The sequence below is a fragment of the Vibrio sp. 2304 genome (assembly GCF_033339475.1).
Classification (GTDB): Bacteria; Pseudomonadota; Gammaproteobacteria; order Enterobacterales; family Vibrionaceae; genus Vibrio; species Vibrio alginolyticus.
The window spans coordinates 14,112-37,479 of sequence record NZ_JAWOUQ010000020.1; the positions used below are offsets into that span (position 1 = coordinate 14,112).

General features: G+C 45.5%; 23 protein-coding genes. 5 read left to right on the top strand and 18 right to left on the bottom strand.

All coding sequences use genetic code 11. The features are described 5' to 3' along the window. Nucleotides 1–42 precede the first annotated feature (42 nt). On the top strand, nt 43–807 hold the full coding sequence (locus R7P64_RS22695; protein WP_005381276.1) for a DUF481 domain-containing protein: 765 nt from the start codon (nt 43–45) through the stop codon (nt 805–807). Nucleotides 808–884: 77 nt separating this feature from the next. Here the strand turns inward: R7P64_RS22695 and rplI are convergent, their stop codons facing one another. From rplI to pilM, 14 genes are all read right to left on the bottom strand, one after another. After that, nucleotides 885–1,337, bottom strand: coding sequence for a 50S ribosomal protein L9 (gene rplI, locus R7P64_RS22700; RefSeq protein ID WP_005382760.1), 453 nt, complete (start codon nt 1,335–1,337; stop codon nt 885–887). A gap of 33 nt (nt 1,338–1,370) precedes the next feature. Continuing rightward, nucleotides 1,371–1,598, bottom strand: a complete 228-nt coding sequence (rpsR, locus tag R7P64_RS22705) for a 30S ribosomal protein S18 (protein WP_000090472.1) — start codon at nt 1,596–1,598, stop codon at nt 1,371–1,373. Between the two features lie 16 nt (nt 1,599–1,614). Next, on the bottom strand, nt 1,615–1,917 hold the full coding sequence (priB, locus tag R7P64_RS22710) for a primosomal replication protein N (protein ID WP_005381298.1): 303 nt from the start codon (nt 1,915–1,917) through the stop codon (nt 1,615–1,617). Nucleotides 1,918–1,925: 8 nt separating this feature from the next. Then, a complete protein-coding gene (gene rpsF, locus R7P64_RS22715) occupies nt 1,926–2,315 on the bottom strand; it encodes a 30S ribosomal protein S6 (protein ID WP_005381299.1) in 390 nt (129 codons plus the stop codon). A 244-nt stretch (nt 2,316–2,559) separates the two neighbouring features. Further along, the gene (gene rpe / locus R7P64_RS22720) at nt 2,560–3,231 is read right to left on the bottom strand and encodes a ribulose-phosphate 3-epimerase (RefSeq protein ID WP_005381300.1); all 672 of its coding nucleotides are present in this window, start codon (nt 3,229–3,231) and stop codon (nt 2,560–2,562) included. A gap of 92 nt (nt 3,232–3,323) precedes the next feature. Continuing rightward, nucleotides 3,324–4,163, bottom strand: coding sequence for a Dam family site-specific DNA-(adenine-N6)-methyltransferase (locus R7P64_RS22725; RefSeq protein WP_005382762.1), 840 nt, complete (start codon nt 4,161–4,163; stop codon nt 3,324–3,326). 69 nt (nt 4,164–4,232) lie between these two features. Continuing rightward, nucleotides 4,233–5,744, bottom strand: a complete 1,512-nt coding sequence (locus tag R7P64_RS22730; RefSeq protein WP_318119253.1) for an SPOR domain-containing protein — start codon at nt 5,742–5,744, stop codon at nt 4,233–4,235. 52 nt (nt 5,745–5,796) lie between these two features. Then, nucleotides 5,797–6,897, bottom strand: coding sequence for a 3-dehydroquinate synthase (gene aroB / locus R7P64_RS22735; protein ID WP_225474181.1), 1,101 nt, complete (start codon nt 6,895–6,897; stop codon nt 5,797–5,799). A 32-nt stretch (nt 6,898–6,929) separates the two neighbouring features. Beyond that, a complete protein-coding gene (aroK, locus tag R7P64_RS22740; RefSeq protein ID WP_005381319.1) occupies nt 6,930–7,448 on the bottom strand; it encodes a shikimate kinase AroK in 519 nt (172 codons plus the stop codon). Between the two features lie 187 nt (nt 7,449–7,635). Next, nucleotides 7,636–9,381 carry a type IV pilus secretin PilQ gene (locus tag R7P64_RS22745; RefSeq protein ID WP_005382765.1) on the bottom strand — a complete coding sequence of 582 codons (1,746 nt, stop codon included), beginning with the start codon at nt 9,379–9,381 and terminating at the stop codon, nt 7,636–7,638. 25 nt (nt 9,382–9,406) lie between these two features. After that, entirely contained in the window at nt 9,407–9,922 is a 516-nt protein-coding gene (locus tag R7P64_RS22750) for a pilus assembly protein PilP (RefSeq protein WP_005382766.1), read from the bottom strand. After that, nucleotides 9,912–10,505, bottom strand: coding sequence for a type 4a pilus biogenesis protein PilO (locus R7P64_RS22755; protein WP_005381322.1), 594 nt, complete (start codon nt 10,503–10,505; stop codon nt 9,912–9,914). Before R7P64_RS22755 ends, R7P64_RS22750 begins: the two co-directional genes overlap by 11 nt. Then, the gene (locus tag R7P64_RS22760; RefSeq protein WP_318119254.1) at nt 10,498–11,073 is read right to left on the bottom strand and encodes a PilN domain-containing protein; all 576 of its coding nucleotides are present in this window, start codon (nt 11,071–11,073) and stop codon (nt 10,498–10,500) included. Before R7P64_RS22760 ends, R7P64_RS22755 begins: the two co-directional genes overlap by 8 nt. After that, entirely contained in the window at nt 11,057–12,073 is a 1,017-nt protein-coding gene (gene pilM / locus R7P64_RS22765) for a type IV pilus assembly protein PilM (protein WP_318119255.1), read from the bottom strand. The genes R7P64_RS22760 and pilM overlap by 17 nt, the downstream gene beginning before the upstream one ends. A gap of 144 nt (nt 12,074–12,217) precedes the next feature. On the opposite strand from pilM, the gene R7P64_RS22770 reads away from it, so the two are divergent. After that, nucleotides 12,218–14,779 (top strand): penicillin-binding protein 1A, encoded by a 2,562-nt coding sequence (locus tag R7P64_RS22770; RefSeq protein ID WP_005381325.1) that lies wholly within the window; start codon nt 12,218–12,220, stop codon nt 14,777–14,779. 53 nt (nt 14,780–14,832) lie between these two features. Here R7P64_RS22770 and oxyR read toward each other — a convergent pair whose 3' ends face one another. Next, the gene (gene oxyR / locus R7P64_RS22775; RefSeq protein WP_005381326.1) at nt 14,833–15,744 is read right to left on the bottom strand and encodes a DNA-binding transcriptional regulator OxyR; all 912 of its coding nucleotides are present in this window, start codon (nt 15,742–15,744) and stop codon (nt 14,833–14,835) included. Between the two features lie 169 nt (nt 15,745–15,913). Here oxyR and R7P64_RS22780 point away from each other — a divergent pair, with 169 nt between their 5' ends. The 3 genes from R7P64_RS22780 (at nt 15,914) to R7P64_RS22790 (ending at nt 18,960) form a co-directional block, all read left to right on the top strand. Beyond that, entirely contained in the window at nt 15,914–16,642 is a 729-nt protein-coding gene (locus R7P64_RS22780; RefSeq protein WP_053350732.1) for a redoxin family protein, read from the top strand. A gap of 191 nt (nt 16,643–16,833) precedes the next feature. Beyond that, nucleotides 16,834–18,306 carry a dihydrolipoyl dehydrogenase gene (locus R7P64_RS22785; protein ID WP_154204991.1) on the top strand — a complete coding sequence of 491 codons (1,473 nt, stop codon included), beginning with the start codon at nt 16,834–16,836 and terminating at the stop codon, nt 18,304–18,306. 372 nt (nt 18,307–18,678) lie between these two features. After that, the gene (locus R7P64_RS22790; protein ID WP_137282406.1) at nt 18,679–18,960 is read left to right on the top strand and encodes a DUF3624 domain-containing protein; all 282 of its coding nucleotides are present in this window, start codon (nt 18,679–18,681) and stop codon (nt 18,958–18,960) included. Nucleotides 18,961–19,154: 194 nt separating this feature from the next. Here R7P64_RS22790 and argH read toward each other — a convergent pair whose 3' ends face one another. The 3 genes from argH to argB form a co-directional block, all read right to left on the bottom strand. Then, nucleotides 19,155–21,029, bottom strand: a complete 1,875-nt coding sequence (gene argH, locus R7P64_RS22795) for an argininosuccinate lyase (RefSeq protein WP_005381331.1) — start codon at nt 21,027–21,029, stop codon at nt 19,155–19,157. Nucleotides 21,030–21,271: 242 nt separating this feature from the next. Beyond that, nucleotides 21,272–22,486: an argininosuccinate synthase gene (locus R7P64_RS22800; RefSeq protein WP_318124003.1), complete on the bottom strand. Its 1,215-nt coding sequence runs from the start codon at nt 22,484–22,486 to the stop codon at nt 21,272–21,274. 84 nt (nt 22,487–22,570) lie between these two features. Beyond that, complete coding sequence (gene argB / locus R7P64_RS22805) at nt 22,571–23,362, bottom strand: acetylglutamate kinase (protein WP_137282407.1); 792 nt, start codon at nt 23,360–23,362, stop codon at nt 22,571–22,573. Nucleotides 23,363–23,368: the final 6 nt, after the last annotated feature.

Genomic DNA, 23,368 nt, shown 5'->3' on the forward strand with positions numbered 1-23,368 from the left:
TCAGTATCATGCCCCTCCTTTTTGATTACGTTCGAGGTTGATGTGTCCCGATACTGGTTACTTAGCTTTAGCCTACTGTGCGCTAGTGCATCGTATGCTGACGAATCAGTACAGCCAGAGCAAAATATTGATGTACCCGACCCACTAAAAACCGAGGTGGAGTTCGGCTATCAAGCTCATACAGGTAACACGGACTCTCGTTCCCTGAATGCTCGTTTGAGTGCTGAATATACGTCAGGTCGACACCGTTCTAATGGTGAATGGAAGTACTACAACTTGTACAAAGACGGTGAAGAAGACAAACGCTCATCCACCTATTCCCTACAGAGTGACTACAAGTTAGGCCCTAAGACGTATTTGTATGGCAGCTTTAAAGGAGTGGATTCTCGCTACAGTGCTTATTTTAAAGACTATACGTTGTCAGGTGGTTTGGGTTACCAGTTCTCCTACACTGAGAACTTCATTTTAGAGGTAGAAGTAGGCCCTGGTTTTCGCTATCAAGAGCCAAACTTAGACGAAATAGATGATGACGATATTGTCTTTCCCGATATCGTTAGAGAAGGCATTTTTCGAGGAAATATCAACACAACTTGGCATGCGTTGGATAATTTAAGTTTCGCAGCTGATATTACGTTGGTAACAGGTAGAAGTAACACACGTACTGATAGTGAACTCAGTGTAACCAATGATATTACTGAAGATATTGCACTGAAACTGGCGCACTCTCGTCAGTATCACGATAAAGTGCCTGAAGGCTTAAGCAAAGCGGACAGCGTATTTTCCGTTAATTTACTTTTCGCTTTTTAACCCTTTTTCTCTCAGTTTTAGAAATAAAAAAAGCACCTCCAAGGAGGTGCTTTTTAGTATTTCGTCTTGATACTGAATTACTCAGCAGCAACAACTTGTAGGTTAACTGTCGCGAAAACTTCAGAGTGAAGTTGAACGCTGATCTCGAACTCACCAGTGTTACGTAGAGCACCTTCAGGAAGGCGAACTTCGCTCTTAGCAACTTCAACGCCTGCTGCTGTGATAGCGTCAGCGATGTCACGAGTACCGATAGAACCGAATAGTTTGCCTTCGTCACCAGCTTTAGAAGCGATAACTACCGCTTCTAGAGCGTTAACTTTCTCTGCGCGAGCTTCTGCAGCAGCTAGTTGCTCAGCAACTTTAGCTTCTAGTTCAGCACGACGAGCTTCAAACATTTCAACGTTAGCTTTAGTTGCCATAACTGCTTTACCTTGTGGGATAAGGAAGTTACGAGCGTAGCCAGATTTAACGTTTGCAGTATCGCCAAGACCACCTAGGTTACCAATTTTATCAAGTAGAATAACTTGCATTGCTTAATCCTCTTTCTTAATAAAATGAACCGATTACTGATGCTTGTCAGTGTACGGTAGTAGAGCTAGGTAGCGTGAACGCTTGATAGCACGTGCTAGTTGACGCTGGTACTTAGCGCTTGTACCAGTGATACGGCTAGGTACGATTTTACCAGCTTCAGTGATGTAGTTTTTAAGAGTTGCTACGTCTTTGTAATCAATCTCTTGTACGCCTTCTGCAGTGAAACGGCAGAATTTACGACGACGGAAGAAACGAGCCATGGGCTATCTCCTGATCTTAAATTTGAGTAATGTTGTCGGCGTGTAACACTAATTTTCCCACGCCATTTCGGCCGGTTTGATAAGTGACAAAACCACTTACCTTAATGTTACTGCCTTGAACTAAATTCTGAGTTAGTGCTTGTGACCCAAGCCCGCTGACGACTACCGGCATACGACAATAAACTTGTCGAGGTAAGTCAGCTTCGATAATAGTAGAGCGATGCTCCAGCCAAAACCGACAGTGTTCAATGCCACCAGGGCTTTTACTACGAATGGGCGGTTTGGCAATGGTGCCGCTCAGCTCCATTCGATTGGCCATAAGAAAACTTACTCAGCAGCTTCTGACTTAGCTTCAGGCTTAGCTTCAGAACGCTCTTCACGACGTGGAGCACGCTCTTCTTTTTGCTTAAGCATGATAGATTGCTCAGTGATCGCTGCTTTAGTACGCATGATCATGTTACGTAGAACTGCATCGTTGAAACGGAAAGCAGTTTCTAGCTCATCAATTACAGCTTGGTCAGCTTCAACGTTCATAAGAACGTAGTGAGCTTTGTGAAGCTTGTTGATTGGGTAAGCCAGTTGACGACGGCCCCAGTCTTCTAGACGGTGGATTTTACCGCCAGCTTCAGTGATTGAACCAGTGTAACGCTCGATCATGCCAGCAACTTGCTCGCTTTGATCTGGGTGCACCATGAATACGATTTCGTAATGACGCATTGGTTGCTCCTTACGGATTATTCAGCTTCCACAAATGGCTCAGTCGTCCAGAGGAAGCAAGGAACTAAAGATAATTGACTGAGTTTAAGGAGCACGAATAGTACAGAAAGGGCGTAAAATAGGCAAGTGATTATTTGCTCAGCGCAGTGGATATTTAATTTCTTCTAATACTAGAAAACACAAAGGCTGCCAACAAGCTGGCAGCCTTTAAAATCAGCGTGTTATTGCGCTGGCTTATCGGTGCTTATTTAACTTCAGCCAGTTCAGCGCGCATTTGATCGATCACTTGTTTGTAATCTGGCTCACCGAAAATCGCCGAGCCTGCAACAAACATGTCTGCGCCCGCTTCTGCAATTTCACGAATGTTGTCAACCTTCACACCGCCATCAATTTCTAAGCGGATATCACGACCAGACTCGTCAATCATCTTACGAACGGCACGCAGTTTATCTAGTGTATGAGGAATGAATGATTGACCACCAAAACCAGGGTTTACCGACATCAGTAGAATCATGTCGACTTTATCCATAATAAATTCAAGACTTGCAAGTGGCGTTGCTGGGTTTAGTACCACACCAGCCTGACAGCCGTGCTCTTTAATTAACTGCAGTGTACGGTCTACATGATCAGAAGCTTCTACATGGAACGTAATCATCGACGCACCCGCTTTTGCGAAATCAGGAATAATACGGTCAACGGGTTTCACCATTAGGTGAACATCGATTGGCGCTGTGATGCCATAATCGCGTAGTGCTTTACACACAGGCGCACCAAAAGTCAGGTTTGGTACATAGTGGTTATCCATAACGTCGAAATGCACCACATCCGCACCCGCTGCGAGTACTTTTTCTACATCTTCACCGAGACGAGCAAAATCTGCCGATAAAATGGATGGAGCAATAAGAAAATCTTTCATACCTGACCTCAGTAGTAATGAGCAAACAATCTGCGCGCAATTCTACCGAAGCCAGTGGGGAGATCCACTATTTAGATATAATAGTGTGAGAATTAAGAGCTTGATTTATCCATGTCTGGGGCATGAAAAAGCGCAAGTAGCTCATCAACTTTATTACGACCATTACCATTACGGCTAATGGTACGCTTTACTTTTACCACATTAAGATCCGCACCGTGATACAACCGACGTGTCAAGGTAGTGTCGTGGTTAGAAATCAACACAGGAATGCCACGTTCAGTCGCTGTTCTTTCAGCAATGTCGGCTAATGCAGCTTGGTCGTCCAACGTGAAACCATTACCTGCGTATGAGGTGAAATTTGCCGTATTTGAAAGCGGCGCATAAGGTGGATCGCAATACACGACGCTCCCTTTGCGCGCACGACGAAATGTTTCAGGATAACCTTCACAAACGAACGTAGCTTTTTTGGCTTTTTCTGCAAAAAACTCCAATTCCGCCTCAGGGAAATACGGCTTTTTGTAAGAGCCAAACGGTACATTGAAGCCACCTTTTTTGTTGTAACGGCATAGGCCATTAAAACCAAAGCGGTTCATATACAAAAACGCTAAAGAGCGGTACATCACGTCATCGGTTTTATTAAATTCAGCGCGAATGTGTAGGTAGGCTTCTTTGCGGTTGTTCTCAGCGACAAACCAACGCTTCGCTTCAGAGATATACTCTTCAGGGCGTTCTTTCAGCAGGTTGTACAGATTGATCAAATCTGGATTGATATCTGCAAGTAGATAATGGTCATAATCGGTATTCAGAAACACTGAGCCCGCACCAACAAAAGGTTCAACTAGCTTTCGAGCCGGCGGCAAATGACGTTGGATGTCTTCAACCAGTCCGTATTTTCCTCCTGCCCATTTAAGAAAGGCTCGTTGCTTTTTCATCTACTGCTCTATCTATCGACCAAAAATTAAGGCTGCGGAATGTAACATATTTTTCAGGGAAGCTCAGGTTTATTTCACTCGTTCAATTTCACGGTGAACCTGACGGAGTGATTTTGCCCAAGGACTCACCGACTTAACCGAATCTGGCAAGCTTGCGACGGCATCACGAGCCATTTGAATTGTCGGATAATCTTGATATGTGATGATATACCACTCGGTGTCATTACGAACGGTAGGATAAATTCGCACTTGATTATTCAGTTGATGCTCATTGAGAAAGGATTGTACATCTTCCATTGAGGTCATAGCCGCGAGTTGTAAAGTATACGCTCTTGGCGATAGCGCTTTTAGTTCTTCACCAGCAAATGAAAATTTCACAACAGGTTGGTTTGCCTCACCCTCTTCTGACTGAGCAGGTGCTTGCGTCATATCTTGATTCGGTTTTACGACTTTAATCAAAGGGGAGCTAGTTTCATCGGCGGTTTCTGTCTTCTCAGTACCTACGACATCATCAATCGCTTTTGTGTCTGCTGAATCAGCTTTACCTTCAAGCAATGCATCGACCACATTCGACTCAATCACCACTCTTTGTTGATTGTCATCACTGCCTACGCTCGCTACTTCTTCTGTCACTGCTGGCGGTAATGAATCAGAATCATCAACCGCACCAGACTTATCAAGACTGCTAGAGCCATCGGTTACAGGTTGCAGTGAAGACTGCGCTGCACTGATTCCTGACTCTTCAAAAGTTGGAATAGCCGTTTGCTCTAAACTGCCAGCAATTTGCTGCGCTTTATCATCAGGACTTGGTTGACTAAGCATCCACCAATAGCCACCAGCAGCAAGCAACAGTAATACTAATACCACCAACGCAATATTCAGGGGTGAACCGACAATCGAGCGGATAATGATCCTTTTTTCCACTTTCATCTCTCCTAACGCCATGATGTCACCCGGTACTGGGTCGACTTTTTTAAATGCATCTCGAACCCGTTTCTCAGACTCATCATCGACGTAGCGCGCAACAAGTGACTCAAAGAAACGACGAGCTTCCACTTCGGACAACATATCAATATCAAGCTCAACAGGCTTTATCTCTTGTCCATAACTGAGACGTGCTAGCAAACCTTCTAAACGTCCAGACTGTGTAAACAGTAAGACATTGATGGTCCAATTTGGCTTATGGTGCGCCTCTAAGACCAGCATCCAAAGCTCAGAGATAAGTGTCTCACTCAATAAATGCGCATCATCTACAACAATTGCAATGTCACACGGCTCATCACCTAAAAGCCTTTCAAGGCTATCAAGTAAAGGCTCTTGCTGATTAAACAATGCGTCTGAAACCAGTTGACTCAAAATAAGGACGCGATGCTGCACATCGTCTTGATTAGAATGACAAAGTAACAAACATTGATTCTTGTTACTGGCACCCACTTCAAGGTATCGCTGCGCTAACCAAGATTTCCCATACCCATCATGACCATTAATCGCAATGAGATTGGAACCAAAGTTAGTCAGTAGACCTAATCTATCAAGCAACTCGATTTGAGAATCTAATTCCAGTACGTGAGCAACACTCATCTAATAACCTTAATACACTACAAGAATGACGCCCAAAGGCGCCATTACAAGGTTAAATATCGCGACCGAAGTCTATTGCCTGCTTGAGTACGTCTTGCGTCGTATCAGCAATTACCTCGGCAGTGCCAATGCCTGTAGGCAAAACCAATCGTAATTGACCAGAGAGGACTTTCTTATCTCGCATCATGTGCTTGATGAAGTCATCGAAATTCATACTGTCTGGAGTATGCACAGGCAGTTTTGCACGACGCAAAATCGCAACAATACGCTCAAATTGCTCTTCCGAGATCAGACCGCGTAGATGCGACGTTTTGGCCGCCATAACAGTGCCGGAAGATACCGCTTCACCATGCAGCCAATTGCCATAGCCAAGTTCCGCTTCAATCGCATGACCAAAGGTGTGACCTAAGTTAAGCAAAGCACGGATGCCCGATTCTTTCTCATCCTGAGCCACCACTTCCGCTTTTATTTCACAGCAACGTGCGATCGCATAAGTTAGTGCTTCTTCATCCAACGTATACAAGCGCTCAAGATTGTCTTCTAACCATACAAAAAAATCTGCATCGTAAATAATGCCGTACTTAATGACTTCGGCGATACCCGCAGCGAACTCACGTTCAGGCAACGTCGACAGGCAGTTGGTATCAATGATCACGGCTTTAGGTTGGTAAAACGCACCTATCATGTTCTTACCCAACGGATGGTTAACCGCGGTTTTTCCACCAACCGAAGAGTCCACTTGGGATAGTAATGTGGTCGGTATTTGAATAAAGTCGACCCCACGCTGGTAACAGGCAGACGCAAAACCCACAAGGTCGCCAATAACACCACCACCTAACGCGATGATCACAACATCACGAGCATAACTCCCTTCCAGTAAGAAGTTCATTACTTGATTAAATACATCCAAGTTTTTGTACTGTTCACCGTCAGGCAATTCTAACAAGGATGCACTACAACCGAGCTGCTCGAGTTGCTTTAAAATTTTGTCTGCATACAAAGGCGCCACTGTGACATTACTGATCACAACAACTTTTTGTTTTGCATTTTTGTTTGAGAGAACTTGAGAGAGGTACGCCGGGTCCTCAAATAACCCGGCGCCAATAGAGATTGGGTAGCTACGCTCAGCTAGGTTGACCGTAATCCGTTCCATCGGTTTGCTCCAATTAAAAAAAAGATAAAGACTTATCTCTCTTCTAGCATTTTTACGATCTGGTTGGCTACCACTTTTGCACTTTGATCGTCAGTGCGAACAGTGTAATCCGCTACTTCTTCATATAAAGGATTACGTTCTTCAGCTAATTGCTCCAGTACTTCGCGAGGGTTATCCGTTTGAAGTAAAGGACGCTTCTTGTCGCGGTTTGTACGCGCAAGTTGCTTTTCAATCGTCGTTTCTAAGTAAACAACAACACCACGTGCCGAAAGACGATTGCGGTTTTCTTTGCTCTTAACAGAGCCACCGCCAGTCGCAAGCACGATGCCCTGCTCTTGTGTTAGGTCTTCAAGTACCGCTTCTTCACGCTTGCGGAAGCCTTCTTCACCTTCTACATCAAAAACCCAAGAGATGTCTGCACCAGTGCGTTCTTCGATCACTGTATCGGAGTCAACAAACTCCATATGCAGTTGCTGTGCTAGATGTCTACCAATTGTACTTTTGCCGGCGCCCATTGGGCCAACAAGGAAAATATTACGTTTCTCAGCCATGTTTAGCAGTAATTTACAACATTGATTCAATAAGATCGCCACAAGAAAACACAGCTAAACTGCTGTTCTACAAGGCTTGTGGCACCAGTTCCTCACAGATAATTCGTGATAAGACCCGAAATTATCCAAGCATGGTGCCACTATTGCAACTTTATTTTTGATTTAATCAGTTTTTCCCGAGACAGAACTACTGAATCACCACCTTAGGCGTGACGAAAATTAACAGCTCACTTTTACCAACATTTTCATAACTTCGACGAAAAAGCGCACCTAATAGCGGAAGATCGCCCAACAAAGGCACTTTGTCCACCGAGTTAGTAATGCTGTGCTGAAAAATACCACCAAGAACGACCGTTTCACCGTTATTCACTAACACTTGCGTCCCGATACGTTGAGTATCAATCGCAACAGCTTCACCAGTGCCTGTCTTCACGACTTGTCCTGGTCTATCTTGCGTGACACTTAAATCCAATACTAAGCGGTTATCCGGTGTGATTTGCGGGGTTACCTTCAAACTTAATACCGCCTTTTTGAACGTCACCGTCGTTGCACCACTTGATGATGACTCTAGGTAAGGAATCTCTGTACCTTGTTCGATATAGGCAGGTTTCTTATTGGTAGTGATCAAACGTGGGCTCGAGATAATCTCAGCTTTAGACTCTTGTTGCAGAGCAGAAAGCTCAAGATCCAACAAGGTGTCTGAACCTAACTTTGCGACCTGAAAAGCAATGCTGGTCGCATTCGGACTGGTTGCAGCTAAGTTTACATTTAGGAAATCATCGATCCCTACTCCATCACCGTCACCACCGTCATCACCCCCTTCTCCATTATAGAGACCGATCGTGGCGAGGTTGTTCTCAATAGAACCGCCCACTGTATTACTGCCATTAATAGACGTAAAACCCCAACGAATCCCTAACTCGTCCATGTTACCTTCATTGATGGTCACAATACGCGCCTCAATTTGAACCTGTTTAACTGGAATATCCAAAGACTCAATAATTTCTCGAATCACCTCGATGTTTTCAGGTAACTCTCTAATCAATAACGAGTTAGTTCGCTCATCAATGGTCATACTGCCGCGCTCTGACAGCATGCTGATATTTCCTTCTCCATTGATCATCTCCGCAATGTCTGATGCTTTAGCAAAATTAACTTTGATGATTTCAGATGAAAGCTCTCCCATTTCTTCCGTCAGTTTTTGTTTTTCTAACTGCTGCTTCTCACGCAAGTCCAGCTCATCAGTCGGAGCAACTAAAATCACGTTGCCATCAACACGCTTATCTAACCCCTTAACTTGCAAAATAATATCCAGCACTTGCTGCCAAGGGACACCATCAAGACGAAGCGTGAGGTTGCCTTCCACAGAGTCGGAGACAACCAAATTGAATTGGTTGTAATCAGCAATAAGCTGCAAGACGTTTCGCACAGGAATATCTTGGAAGTTAATCGAAATAAGCTTACCTTCTCTTTCTAAAATGCTTTTATCTGGGGCTTTCTCATTGGGTTTGATCTTCGCTACTTTGATTTCCAAAAAACGCCCCGTTAAACGGTAATCATGCATGTATTCTTCATTGATGTGCGCAACCAAGCGCGTCGTCGAGGTGTCGCGAAACACTTCTACGCTCTCAACCACAGTCGAAAAATCTTTCACGTCTAGGAGATACAATTGCTCGTCTTTTACTGAAGTGTTAAGCAAATCGATACTTAACCCTTCCTGTACACGCTTGATATCTACAATCGCGGCCGGTGACGCCAATTCGACGACAATCACGGCGTCTTTATCTTTATTAGTTCGAAAGTCGATACTTTTTAGGGCATTGGACGAAACTTCTTCAGCTGCCGCTAAAGGGGCTAAAAATACAAACAACCATAAGGAGAAGAGCCCAGTAAGTATCCTTGGTGTACGTGTTAATCCTTGTCTCATTTTCATTACTCAATATCAAAAATAAATGGGGCTATCTCAAAGCCAACTTAACTTTACGTTTTTGCCAACATCCTAAGCCGTCGGGCAACGTTTCATTAATCAACAAATAGGAGTGGCTGACATGGGTCACTTTGCCATTATTGCGTCCGAGGTATTGACCCGGCTTAACTTTATAGACGGTGCCATTGGGAGCCTGAACGAGGCCAGAAACCGTGTTATCCATGCCCATGACACCTTTCAAACGTAATTGGCTTAATGGGAATTTTTCTAATTTGCCAGTTCGCCTTCTTGAGGGCGGTTGCCAACAATCTTTTCTTGCAACTGGCTGAGTCGCGATGGTGGCTTCTTTGGGTAATTCAAAGGGTGCACGCTGTACTTCCGGTGCGTACGTGACTGCAACATACTTGTCTGCGGGCTTAAGCTTCTCGACCTCTCGACGCGCCTGTGTTTCCACTCCTCGAATAAAATCCGTCAATGATTCATCATTCGCCTGGCAGCCCATCAATAGAGAACCCATCAGTACCAGCAACAAAGACTTACTTGTCATTTTTCGTCTCCTCCGGCTTAAACTGATAGGTATTAGCACGCACCCGAAAGTGCAGGGTTTCGCTCTCTTGACTGACACGTTGCCAAGTCACATCTTTAAACGTGATGATTCGAGGTAGCGTCGCTATCGCCTGAGAAAAATGGCCGATGTCATGAAAGTCGCCCGTTAACTCAATGTTTAAAGGGAGACGATAAAGGAAGTGCTCTGATTGTTTTTCGCCCCAGTCGATTCGGGTGAAAGTCAGCTTATTGTCGATGCCAAGCTCATTCACTGAAGCGAGCATTGTAGCCAGCTCTTTTTGCGCAGGCAGTTGTTGCAGTAATAACTCGTAACGAGTGGTAAGTTCATCCAATTGAGATTGAAGCTGAGGCAACGCTGCCACTTTGTTCGCTTTGATCTTCAATGCCACCTTGAGTGTCTGCTCCTGCTGAATCAAGTGATTCAACTGTTCGTCTTTCGGTTTAAGGTAAAACCAATAACCTAAGCCTTGAATCACCATGATCAGAAGCGCGATTACTACAATCTGGGGCAACAATGGCCACTCGGCCATTTCATCGATTTCGAGATCCTGCCAATCAACCACGTTGAGCCTCCAATTTCTTCTCCGTTACTTTGAACATGAAAGACACTTTGAATGTTTGAAACTCTTTCCCAAAACGGGCTTTGCCGTGAACGATGGAATGCATTTCTACGTCGTTCAACTTGGCCGAGCGCTCCATGTTGTCTAGCATCGTGGCAAGTTTTGGAGTGCTATCTGAGATCCCAGAGATCTCAATTTCCAGATCATTCATTTTGATCTTGTCGACATATACACCTTCAGGGATAAGGGCAGGCATTAAGTTCATGAACTCGGTCGTTTTGTTTCGTCCGTTTTGTAAACCTTCAACGACCTTTAGACGTTCGAGGATTTTGCTGTGCTCTTGCTCTGCAATTTTCATTGCTTCAATACGCTGGTCGAGTTCGGCAATGTAGTGAGTGAGGTAATCGAGCCGCTCCTGTTGTTGATCTTGTTGGTACTCAAAAAACTTTCCAATACCCCACTGGATGCCAACAGCGACCAACATGCCTAATGCGACCAAACTGATGAAACGACGTCGGTGCTCTTCTCTTTGACTCTCTCGCCAAGGAAGTAAATTAATGCGATAAAGCACGGGCGCCTCCTAGCCAATGAATGCCACGAACGGCCAGTCCGGCTGCTGTTGAGAAATGCTGCCAATCCACAGCACGACGCTTACGCTTAGACACCTTCATCTCAAATAGCCCTAGCGGATTTAGCAATTCACACTCTAACGACAATTGTTGAGACAACTCCTCTGCGAGCATGGGAGTGGAGGCCCCTTCCCCTGATAACCAGATACCCTTGATGTTTTGTGAGCCATTGATTGAGGTATAGAGCTGCATCTGGCGCTTTACTCGCTCTACGATTTGACGGTTAAACAGCTCTGTTTTCTCCTGAGCATCATCGGACAGAAAATCGACTGGAGAAGCGCTGTTTACTCCGCGTGTGCCGTAAGCAAACTCTTTGTGAAACAGTTCACCTTGTTCGGTAAACATGGTGAAGGAGCTCGATAAGGTGCCAATATCGAGTAAGCAGTATTTGTTTTTGTCAGGAAAGCGATCGGCGGTGAGCTTCCAGATATGACCAAGGCTTTGCGAATGCACGTCCACTAAAACAGGTTTTAGTCCGGACTTTTGTAATGCATCGACTCGGCCTTCTACCACATCTTTTCTTGTCGCAAACACTTGATAGCTATCACTGCCACTCTGCCCGCCCTCCGCGAGAAGACGAACGAAGTCTAAACTCAGCTCTTCGACAGGGAATGGCGATTGATGAGAAAAGGCTTGTATCACTGCAAACTCAACTTCACTCTCTTCAAGGTTTTGTTCTATTTGCAGTTTCTTGCTAATTACCGAGTTATCAGGAACTGAAATCGCAACTTTTTTAGCGCCAAAAGGCAGTTCTTTTTTTATCTGCTTGAGGGTCTTTACAATTTCTTGATGATTTATGGTGTTATTTTCAGCGACAATACCTTCCTTTAGTAATATTTCTTTGTAACCCAACAGAGCGTAATTGTTGCCTGTGGGTTTAAGTACTACGGCTTTGAGGCTGTTATGGCCTATATCGATGCCGGTAACGATTAGCTTATCCATCTCTTACTCTCGCTCCGAAATTTCTTCGTGCAAAGGTTGTTATTAGCATCCAAATAAGAGTTAATATCTCTTATGTGCTAAATTTTTGACCTAAGAGTACAAGGGTTTGCCGTTACACAGCCTCAACCAATCAGGGATTCTCCGGTGAAGTTCATAAAGCGTTTATTATTTTTAACATTGATTTGCATAATTCTTGGAGTCACCACAATATTTGGCTTCTATCAGTACGTGAAGCCTGAATTGCCAGATGTTGCAACTCTAAAAGACGTTGAATTACAAACACCTATGAAGGTGTTTAGTCAAGACGGGAAGCTGATCGCACAGTTCGGTGAAAAGCGTCGTATTCCTGTTACTTATGACGAAATTCCTCAAGACTTAATTCACGCGCTCATCGCAACCGAAGATAGCCGTTTCTACGAGCATCCTGGTATCGACCCTATCGGCATCACTCGTGCAGCTGTTGTTGTTGCGGTTTCAGGCTCGGCTAAACAGGGTGCAAGTACGATTACGCAACAGCTAGCTCGTAACTTCTTCTTATCTAATGAGAAGAAGATCATGCGTAAGATTAAAGAGATTTTTATTGCTATCCATATTGAGCAGCTTTTAAGTAAGCAAGAAATCATGGAGCTTTATGTTAATAAAATCTTCCTTGGTTACCGCTCATATGGCTTTGGTGCTGCCGCTCAAGTGTATTTTGGCAAGAGCCTTGATGAATTGACGTTAAGTGAGATTGCAACACTCGCTGGTATGCCAAAAGCGCCATCAACCATGAACCCAATTTACTCTCTTGAGCGCGCAACAAAACGCCGTAACGTTGTATTAATGCGAATGCTTGATGAGAAATACATTACACAAGAGCAGTATGACGAAGCACGCAATGAACCTATCGTGGCGCGTTATCATAGCGCTGAGATTGAGCTTTCCGCACCTTACGTAGCAGAGTTGGCTCGTGCATGGGCAGTAAAAGAATACGGTGAAGAAGAAGCTTACACCTCTGGCTTGAATATCTACATGACTGTGGATTCTAAACTGCAAGATGCTGCAAATACGTCTGCGGTAAATAACCTCTTGTCATACGATGAACGTCATGGCTACCGTGGTGCAGAAAGTGTGCTTTGGAAAGAAGGGGAAGCGGCCTGGGACAATGAGCAAATAGAAAAGCACCTGAAGAAACAGCCAACTTATGGTGACCTTTACCCTGCGGTTGTGACGAAAGTCGATGATAAGACGGCACAAGTATGGGTTAAGAACCATGAAGAGCAAACCATCCCTTGGACTGGAATGCACTGGGCGCGTAAGTACATTACTGATAACCGCCAAGGCTCAACACCAAAGTCAGCGCATGATGTGCTAGCGACAGGTCAACAAGTTTGGGTTCGCGAAGTAAGTGAAACCGATGAAGATGACAACACAACACTGAGCTGGAAACTGAGCCAAGTGCCGACAGCAAACACCGCGTTTGTTGCGATGAACCCAGAAAATGGCGCGATATTGTCGCTGGTTGGTGGTTTCAACTTTGTTCACAGCAAGTTTAACCGTGCAACCATGTCAGTGCGTCAGGTTGGTTCAAGTATCAAGCCTTTCATCTACTCGGCAGCAATTGACAAAGGACTAACTCTAGCCACTTTGATTAACGATGCGCCGATTAACAAGTGGGATGCAGGTTCTGGTTCAGCTTGGCGACCAAAAAACTCACCACCGACTTATGGTGGTCCAACGCGTCTTCGCCTCGGCTTAGCTCAATCAAAAAACGTCATGGCAGTGCGTACACTCCGTGAAGTTGGCCTCGAGGAGACACGTCAGTACCTTACTCGTTTCGGTTTTGATATTAACCAAGTACCACGCTCTGAGACCATCGCACTCGGAGCTGGCAGCTTAACACCAATGAAAGTGGCACAAGGTTACTCTGTGTTTGCGAACGGTGGTTATTACGTTGAACCATTCTATGTAGAACGCGTGGAAGATGCATTCGGTGAAGTACTGTTTAAAGCCAATCCAAAGAGTGTTTGTCATAAGGATTGTCCGCAAATGAGCGAGCAGCCAGAAAATCGCTACGCTGATGAATTTGGCGAACAAGACGTCGCGATTGATGGCCTTGCAACAGACAATGCCCTTGAAAATGATGAACCTCAATATGCACCGCAAGTTATCTCTGAACAGAATGCATTCTTAATGCGTGAGATGATGTACAGCAACATTTGGGGTGGCGGTAACTGGCGTGAAGGCACAGGTTGGAATGGTACAGGCTGGCGCGCGCAAAAACTTGGTCGTCGTGATATCGGGGGTAAAACGGGTACAACGAATGATTCCAAGGATGCTTGGTACAATGGCTATGGACCTGGTGTCGTTGCCATAGCTTGGGTTGGCTTTGATGATCACTCACGTGCACTTGGCCGCACCACCGTTAACAGCAACCTAGGGCAAGGCCAAATTTCTGGTGCCGAGTCGGGTGCGAAAACCGCAGAGCCAGCTTGGATTGACTTCATGCGTGTTGCGCTAGAAGGGACGCCGGAGCAAGGTAAAAATATTCCAGAGGATATTATTCGAGTTCGTATTGATCGCAACAGCGGTATGCTAACGCACAAGGTAGATAGCACATCAATGTTCGAATACTTTGAAAAAGGCACGGAGCCTACCGAATACGCTGGCGACCGTTTAGAAGATAGTATTTATTCTTCAGGCTCTGGCGCAGAAGAACTGTTCTAAATCACAAAAGCACAAGGGAGAGCATCAAGCTCTCCCTTTTTTATTTCTGCTTTTTATGCTGCAGCATTCAATGATGGATAAGAAGCCAACACCTCTTTAATCTTCGCTGCTAAAGCTTCAAACCTAGCTCGTAATGGTGAGCCCGGACGGTATACGAGCACGATATTACGCGAGGGGGTTGGGTTAACAGCTGGTACGTAGCATACGCCATCTTTTTGCTTCTCATTAGGGATAGAAAGCTGAGGCAATAACGTAATCCCCGCACCGGCAGCAACCATATTGCGTAACGTCTCCAAGCTGGTGGCTTTAAAACGCTCATCGTCTTTTGCACCAGCGGCAAAACAAAAACCTAACGCTTGATCTCGCAGACAGTGGCCGTCTCCCAACGCTAAAACGGTTTTACCATTCAGCTCCAACATATCAACATGGTCGAGAGAGGCCCACTCGTGGTCACATGGCACTGCGACACTTAATGGCTCTTGATACACTTCGATCTCTTTAAATGGCGCAGTTTCATCAACCGAAGCTAAAACTAAGCAATCTAGTTTGCCTTCTTCCAATTGACGCACTAATTGATGTGTTTGAGCTTCGTGCAGAAATAGTTCCAACTCAGGAAATGCTTCTTTTATCTGCGGCAGAATTTTGGGTAATAGATAAGGCCCAACCGTCGGGATGAAACCAATATGCATCGGTCCAGTCATGGCTCCGCTTTGACCGCTTGCCATATCTCTGAAGGTTTTCACTTCACTTAAGATGCGTTTAGCCTGCTCCACCAGCTGTAACCCTGAATCGGTAAACAAAACACGTCGGCTGCTTCGCTCTAAAAGCGTGGTCCCGAGTTCATCCTCTAGTTTACGAATTTGCCCACTCAATGTTGGCTGGCTAACAAAACATGCCTCTGCCGCTTTGCGAAAGTGCTTATGTTCCGCAAGTGCAACTAAGTACTCAAAATCTCGAATATTCATAATTCACGCTTCGCTTCTTTAACAATAGCTAATACCTATCAAAACCATAACACCAAACGATTAGAGCTATCAAAGGATTTTTACAATAATGGGCTCAACAAAACGAAACAGAGCGACGAAAAACGCTAAGCTCTATACGCATAATTTAAAATAGTTAAAGGAAATCATTATGTTTGTATCTAAAGAAGGTCAACAAGTCCCTCAAGTTACTTTTCCAGTTCGTCAAGGTGACGCTTGGGTGAATGTAACGACCGATGAGCTATTTAAAGGTAAGACCGTTATCGTATTTAGCTTACCGGGTGCATTTACTCCAACATGTTCATCAAGCCATCTACCTCGTTACAACGAATTGTTCCCTGTATTTAAAGAGCACGGAGTGGATGAGATTATTTGTGTCTCGGTCAATGATACGTTCGTGATGAATGCATGGAAACAAGACCAAGAAGCAGAAAACATTACCTTCATCCCGGATGGTAATGGTGAATTCACCGATGGCATGGGTATGTTAGTGGATAAAAACGACATCGGCTTTGGCAAACGTTCATGGCGTTACAGCATGCTAGTAAAAGATGGCGTAGTGGAAAAAATGTTCATTGAGCCAAACGAACCAGGCGACCCATTCAAGGTGTCAGACGCAGATACGATGCTGAACTACATAGCGCCTGACTACAAAACGCAAGAATCCATCACGGTGTTCACTAAACCAGGCTGCCCTTTCTGTATGAAAGCGAAACAAAATCTGATTGACCACGGTCTTCAATATGAAGAAGTGATTCTGGGTAAAGACGCAACAACAGTTAGTCTACGAGCTATATCTGGTCGCACGACTGTTCCACAAGTTTTTATCGGTGGCAAGCACATCGGCGGTAGCGAAGAGCTAGAAGCGTATCTAGGCTAAGCTGTCCATAGCCTACACCCTCGGTCTCCGGTGCCTTTTGGCTCGGAGGCCAACCCTAAACCACTTCTTCTACTAGTCTAGATAAGTAGTTATCTGCCAATAAGGTGACTACTTATCCAGATTCAACTATCCAATTCACTCTCCAAGCTCAATGTAGCTAGCTTGGCTTAAAACAAAAGCGAGAGTTCACGATGAAACAAGTTAATGTCGACGTAGCGATTATTGGTGGCGGGACGGCTGGTCTTGGTGCTTATCGAGCAGCAAAAGCTCATACCAACAGCGTGGTAATGATTGAGGGCGGTCCCTACGGAACAACCTGTGCTCGTGTCGGATGCATGCCGTCTAAGCTGTTAATTGCGGCAGCAGAAAGTGTTCATCAAATCGAAAAAGCACCTGGATTTGGGATACACCCGCAAGGTGAAGTACTAATTAACGGACGAGAAGTTATGGATCGTGTAAAGCGCGAACGCGATCGTTTTGTTGGCTTTGTGCTTGAAAGTGTCGATGATATTCCCGCTGAAGACAAACTATCGGGCTACGCGAAGTTTGCCGATGACCACACTCTCATCATAGATGATCATACTCAGGTCACCGCACAGCGCATTGTTATTGCGACAGGATCTCGTCCGACATATCCGGCAGCTTGGAATGAACTGGGTGATCGCCTAGTGATTAACGATGATGTATTTGACTGGGATGACTTACCAGAGTCCGTGGCAGTATTTGGCCCAGGAGTCATCGGCCTTGAATTGGGTCAGGCTTTACACCGCCTAGGAGTGAACGTGAAGCTCTTTGGCCTTGGAGGACAAGTGGGCCCACTGACAGACCCAGAGGTGATGGCGTATGCAGATAAAGCCTTTAAGGAAGAGTTCTACCTTGATGCAGATGTAAAAGTCGAAAGCATGAAACGCATTGCTTCGTCAGACAATGACGGCGAAGACAAGGTCGAAATCCAATTCATCAACCATGATGGCGAATTAGAAACTTTCGTTGTCGATTACGTATTGGCCGCAACGGGTCGTCGTCCAAACGTCGATAAGCTGGCGATCGAGAACACCAATGTGGCGCTCGATGAACGTGGCGTACCAACGGCGGATCACTATACATTGCAAACTTCGGTAGAGAGCATCTTCATCGCAGGTGATGCAAGTAACCAAATTCCACTGCTGCACGAAGCCGCTGACCAAGGCCGTATTGCTGGAGACAACGCAGGCCGTTTCCCAGATATTCGTGCGGGTCTGCGTCGCTCACCAATTTCAGCCGTGTTCTCCGACCCTCAAATTGCTATGGTTGGCGAAACATATAAACAACTAGAAACACGTCTAGGCACATGTGGATGTTTCGCAACCGGTGAAGTCTCGTTTGAAAATCAAGGACGTTCGCGCGTCATGCTTCGTAATAAAGGCATTCTGCATGTCTACGGAGAGCAAGGCACTGGACGTTTTTTAGGTGCAGAAATGATGGGCCCGAATGCAGAGCATCTTGCTCACCTTTTAGCATGGGCGCACCAAAATAGGATGACGATTTCTGAGATGTTAGATATGCCCTTCTATCACCCAGTGATTGAAGAAGGCGTCCGCACCGCTCTACGTGATTTGAATGCAAAACTACACTTAGGGCCAGAAATGGTGAAACATTGTCTTGACTGCGGCCCTGGCTGCTAACGCTTTCAGGCTTCTATCTAAATATAAAGCAAAGCCTCGTCATCAACGAGGCTTTGCTTTACTACTTCGGCGCAATGAAATCTCTCTTACGCTGCCATCATTGCATAGCGGCTGACCATACAAATCGCGACAACACCGATCATAAAGAACCCACCAGCGATACTCAGCGCAAGTTTCAACTCTGTCGACATCATTATATTTCCTGTTAAAGACTGACAGCGCACCATACATCAATTACGTGCCACAAAGCTTTTACAAAGCTAACTTTCCATTTTTGGTTGTGTCATGGCGCTCTAAGCCCGTGTAAGAAACGCTTTCCACCATTTAGTTAGATATATAATCTGAAGCAACACTAATGGTTTGGAAAACACTATGACTTGTCGCCGCTGCGAGGAACATTGGTTTTGGAAAAAACTTGGACGTTGCCAACGATGCTTGGATCAATTGACGGTACTTTCTGTACTGTGTTGGATTGTGTGGTGGTTTACGCTCAAAGATGAACCACAAAGCATCGAGTCGATCGCTTTGATCTTTGCCGGCTTCGCTTTCAACGTTTTGTTGTTTCTACACTTATGGATGCGTTTTGTCATCTTGCCTTGGCAACGTCGAAAGGGACAAAAAAAGGCGAATAAAAAAGAGAAAAGTGACAGATAGAAAAAAGCCCCAAAACCAATGTCAGTTCTGGGGCTCTCTTAGATTCTTCTAAGAAAAAGCAGTGGTACTTTAATAGACCGGGCTTCCTCTCAAAGGTTCCAAATTTTTTCGATTTTTTTAGCGAATACTGATGTAAGTAAACAGGAAAATGACTATGTCATTGAATGCTAATAAAATCACTCCACAACTTCAGTTCATGCCACATGCGTTTTTTGGATCACTTGCTCCATTAAATTGATCTCAAGCGCTACCTCATCACATGCATGTTGACGTGGGCACTGATCGCAATCTTTCAGAACTTTCTCCGGCAGTAATGACTTCGATGTCGGTAAAAAGCTTTGCTTCATAAAGAACTCAGGCGTTCGCGTTAGAACAAAGACTTTCTTGATCGCCATCTGGCGCGCTTTCTCAACCAAATAGTTCACAATCGCACTGCCCTGCCCTTGGCCTTGCCAGCCCGCTTCGATACCAAGAGAGCGTATTTCAGCCAACCCTGAGTCATACACATATAGAGAAGCGCAACCCGTCACTTCACCATGATGCTCAGCCACCGCGAAAGAGCCAATATCTCTCACGAGCTCATTACGAGAGCGCGGAAGATTCTCACCAAGGTTCGCCCAGTAAGCAACCATACCTTCCAACGTTTCAATGTCCGTCAAACGTGCAGGACGCACTTTCACCGCCGAGCTGTCACGCTGGCTCAGGCGCTTATCCGCTTGTTCTACCGCGTAAGCGACCTGGTGAGGCGAAACACCACCCAAAGCACAACGCTTTTCCAAACACGAGTCGATAGTCAGAATGTCATACACATCCGCTTCAATGACTTCTGAGAAGGCTTTTAACTCTTCGATAGACAGCTCTTCTAGCGCACAACCTTTAGCAATAGCACCAACGACCGCGACACCGACGATGTGGTGAGCTTCACGGAATGGGATGCCTTTCGCCACTAGGTAATCAGCTAACTCCGTCGAGTTTGCGTAACCTTGTTTCGCCGCTTCTAGTGTGCGCTCGCCATTCACTTTAATACCGTCAAAACACAGAGCTGCCATTTCCATGCAGTCGTTCCATGTATCTAAAGCGTCAAACAACCCTTCTTTATCTTCCTGCATGTCTTTGTTGTACGCCAATGGCAAGGCTTTAACTGTCATCATCATGCTCGATAATGCGCCATAGACACGCCCTGTCTTACCACGGATCAACTCAAGTGCATCTGGGTTTTTCTTCTGTGGCATTAATGACGAACCAGATGTCACCGTATCCGCTAACTCAATGAAGTTTGACTCGCCTGAATTGTAGAAGATCATATCTTCTGCAAGACGAGAAAGGTGCAGCATAGAAATCGACGCCACCGACATCAGTTCCATCACATGATCACGATCTGAAACCGAATCGAGTGAATTACGCGTAGCACGGTGGAAACCGAGATTATGTGCTAATTGTTCGCGATCAATCGGATAAGCCGTTCCCGCTAAAGCACCCGAGCCAAGTGGACAAGTGTCGAGACGCTGTAAGGCATCATTCAGACGAGAGTAGTCACGCTCGAACATTTCAACATAAGCCAAGCACCAGTGAGCAAAGGTTACAGGTTGAGCACGCTGAAGATGAGTATAGCCTGGCAATACGGTGCCTTGGTGCTGTTTAGCAACATGGACCATTTGTGCTTGTAGGCGATCTAAAGCAATCAATAATTGCTGACCTTGCTGACGACACCAAAGTTTCAAGTCTGTGGCGACTTGGTCATTCCGAGAACGCCCAGTGTGGAGTTTTTTACCTAAATCTCCCACTTTACTGATTAGCTGCTGTTCAACCCAAGAGTGGATATCTTCTGCATCAGAGCGAAGAATTTGGTGAGGGTCTTCCATCACTTCTAACTTCAGCTCATTTAAAGCAAGTTCCAGTTTTTGCTGTTCTTCTGCCGATAGCACATCAACAGAAAGCAGAGCTTTAGACCATGCGATTGAACCTACGATGTCTTGCTCAGCCAATCGGTAGTCAAAACGCAACGAATCATTGAACTCTTTAAATCTGGTGTCTGCCGCTTGGGTAAATCTTCCGCCCCATAATGCCATTGCGTCTCTCCTGATGACTATTGCTTACTCTAACGTTCTCGAATGAGTAGTAACCAATTTGATGGTCATTTGCTCACTTTTTCTTATGGGTCAACGTTACGGCAATTTCGACAAAAAATAAAGTATAAATTCAATATTTTTACATATATATTCAAGCCAAATTTAGGTACCCGCTTTTAGAAACCAAAAGACCCGCCTATAAATGGCGGGTCTTTATTCAATCCAAGATGGATGTTAAGGGATTATTTCTTCTGGCTGTTCAATGCACGAATACGGCTTGATAGCGAGTAAAGACGGATGAACCCACCTGCATGGCTTTGGTCGTAAACTTCATCTTCACCAAAAGTCGCGAACTCTTCTGAATACAAGCTGTTGTCAGAACGTTTTTGCGTGACTGTCGCTTGACCTTTGTAAAGCTTAACAACCACTTCACCGTTAACGTCTTGCGCTAGCTCTTCTGAAGCAGCAAGGATCGATTTACATAGTGGCGTAAACCAACGGCCATCGTATACAAGGTGAGACGCTTTTAGACCTAGCTCCTCACGGAACTCGAATGATGATTTGTCTAGCACAAGCTGCTCTACAGCGCGCAGCGCTTCCATCATGATGGTGCCTCCCGGTGTTTCATAGCAACCACGAGACTTCATTCCAACAAGACGGTTTTCCACGATATCGATACGGCCAACACCGTGCTTAGCGCCCTTCTCGTTTAGGTAAACCAGTGCGTTGTATGGTGTCATCGCTTCACCATCAACTTCGACCACTTCACCTTTTTCTACTTTCAGCGTGACGTATTCCGCTTCATTTGGCGCTTGCTCTGGGTCGACAGTCCACACCCAGCAGTCTTCGTTTGGTGCGTTCCACGTATCTTCTAAAACGCCGCCTTCCGTCGAAATGTGCCATGCGTTTGCATCACGTGAATAGATCTTAGTAAGAGACGCAGAGCAAGGAATGTTACGCTCAGCGAGGTAATCCAAACACTCTTCACGGCTCACTAGGTCCCACTCACGCCAAGGTGCAATCACTTGTAAGTCCGGTGCTAGTGCTGCGAATGCACCTTCGAAACGCACTTGGTCGTTACCTTTACCTGTACAGCCATGACACAGTGCATCCGCGCCCACTCTACGTGCCACTTCAACCTGCGCTTTAGCAATGATTGGACGCGCCATTGATGTACCTAGCAGGTACTTACCTTCGTAGTACGCGCCGGTTTTTAGCGTTGGGTAAATGTAGTCTGCGACCATTTCTTCTTTCAGGTCAGCGATGTAGCATTCAGAAGCACCGGAGGCTTTTGCTTTCGCTTCAATGCCTTCTAGCTCTTCGGCACCTTGACCAACATCGGCAACGAAAGCCACTACTTCACAGTCGTAGTTCTCTTTTAGCCACGGGATAATTACTGAAGTATCTAGACCGCCTGAGTATGCGACTACCACTTTATTTACGTTCACTTTGCTCATGTTTTTTCTCCAAACTTAACTGGCGCTGCGCTCGGCGGTCAGTGCCAACTACGACTTCCTAATATTGAATTCTTTTGCTGATGCTTATTGAGGCAAGAATTGAGTACCAATACTTTCACCAGCGAATAACTGTGCTAATTTTTCTGGGTAACGCCAGGTCGCGACTTCAATTGGACGGCCAAGATCATTGGCGGCCTCCAAAGCGGCTTTAACTTTGACGATCATGCCATCGGTGATCACATGTCCATCGATCAACGAGTTAGCTTGCTGCTCTGACAGGGTTTTGATCAAATGGCCTTTTCCATCTAGTACACCACTCACGTCTGATAACAGGACTAACTCCGCATCTAATGCGCCCGCAACCGCGACTGCTGCTTGATCAGCATTCACATTCATCATCTGGCCATCTTTGGTTAAACCAATTGAACTGATGATCGGCAGTGCACCTGTGTTTAGCACCGCTTGTAATAGTGCTGAGTCACCCGGTGATGCTTTGCCTACCGCGCCGAGTTCTGGGTCAAGTTCTTCAACAAGACACAAACCACCATCCGCAAGGCTAAGGCCCACAGCGTTAAGACCGTCCGCAATCGCTTGACCTTGAAGTAACTTATTCGCAGTGCCTGCAAGCGCGCCTGCAATCACAGGAATTTGCTCGTAAGGCGTTACGCGTAAACCGTTTTTCTTTACGGTTTCAAGCTGAAGCTTTGCCATCAACTCATCAACTAGGTAGCCACCGCCATGAACGATGGCGATTTGTCGCTGTGCCGATTTTTGGTAAGCCGCAATGGCACCAAAAAGTTGGCTTAAGGTTTGAGTGCATGATAGAGCTGCACCACCTAGCTTAATGACTAAAGGAGCTTGATTGGTTTGCGTCATCGCATT

Excerpts from the sequence above, each read along its gene's own strand:
- aroK (WP_005381319.1), bottom strand. The coding sequence starts at position 7,448 with ATGGCTGAGAAACGTAATATTTTCCTTGTTGGCCCAATGGGCGCCGGC.
- argH (WP_005381331.1), bottom strand. The coding sequence starts at position 21,029 with ATGGCATTATGGGGCGGAAGATTTACCCAAGCGGCAGACACCAGATTT.
- R7P64_RS22745 (WP_005382765.1), bottom strand. The coding sequence starts at position 9,381 with ATGAAAATGAGACAAGGATTAACACGTACACCAAGGATACTTACTGGG.
- R7P64_RS22785 (WP_154204991.1), top strand. The coding sequence starts at position 16,834 with ATGAAACAAGTTAATGTCGACGTAGCGATTATTGGTGGCGGGACGGCT.
- R7P64_RS22730 (WP_318119253.1), bottom strand. The coding sequence starts at position 5,744 with ATGAGTGTTGCTCACGTACTGGAATTAGATTCTCAAATCGAGTTGCTT.
- priB (WP_005381298.1), bottom strand. The coding sequence starts at position 1,917 with ATGGCCAATCGAATGGAGCTGAGCGGCACCATTGCCAAACCGCCCATT.
- R7P64_RS22780 (WP_053350732.1), top strand. The coding sequence starts at position 15,914 with ATGTTTGTATCTAAAGAAGGTCAACAAGTCCCTCAAGTTACTTTTCCA.
- pilM (WP_318119255.1), bottom strand. The coding sequence starts at position 12,073 with ATGGATAAGCTAATCGTTACCGGCATCGATATAGGCCATAACAGCCTC.
- rpsR (WP_000090472.1), bottom strand. The coding sequence starts at position 1,598 with ATGGCTCGTTTCTTCCGTCGTCGTAAATTCTGCCGTTTCACTGCAGAA.
- argB (WP_137282407.1), bottom strand. The coding sequence starts at position 23,362 with ATGACGCAAACCAATCAAGCTCCTTTAGTCATTAAGCTAGGTGGTGCA.
- aroB (WP_225474181.1), bottom strand. The coding sequence starts at position 6,897 with ATGGAACGGATTACGGTCAACCTAGCTGAGCGTAGCTACCCAATCTCT.
- R7P64_RS22790 (WP_137282406.1), top strand. The coding sequence starts at position 18,679 with ATGACTTGTCGCCGCTGCGAGGAACATTGGTTTTGGAAAAAACTTGGA.
- rplI (WP_005382760.1), bottom strand. The coding sequence starts at position 1,337 with ATGCAAGTTATTCTACTTGATAAAATTGGTAACCTAGGTGGTCTTGGC.
- rpsF (WP_005381299.1), bottom strand. The coding sequence starts at position 2,315 with ATGCGTCATTACGAAATCGTATTCATGGTGCACCCAGATCAAAGCGAG.
- R7P64_RS22750 (WP_005382766.1), bottom strand. The coding sequence starts at position 9,922 with ATGACAAGTAAGTCTTTGTTGCTGGTACTGATGGGTTCTCTATTGATG.
- R7P64_RS22725 (WP_005382762.1), bottom strand. The coding sequence starts at position 4,163 with ATGAAAAAGCAACGAGCCTTTCTTAAATGGGCAGGAGGAAAATACGGA.
- R7P64_RS22800 (WP_318124003.1), bottom strand. The coding sequence starts at position 22,486 with ATGAGCAAAGTGAACGTAAATAAAGTGGTAGTCGCATACTCAGGCGGT.
- rpe (WP_005381300.1), bottom strand. The coding sequence starts at position 3,231 with ATGAAAGATTTTCTTATTGCTCCATCCATTTTATCGGCAGATTTTGCT.
- oxyR (WP_005381326.1), bottom strand. The coding sequence starts at position 15,744 with ATGAATATTCGAGATTTTGAGTACTTAGTTGCACTTGCGGAACATAAG.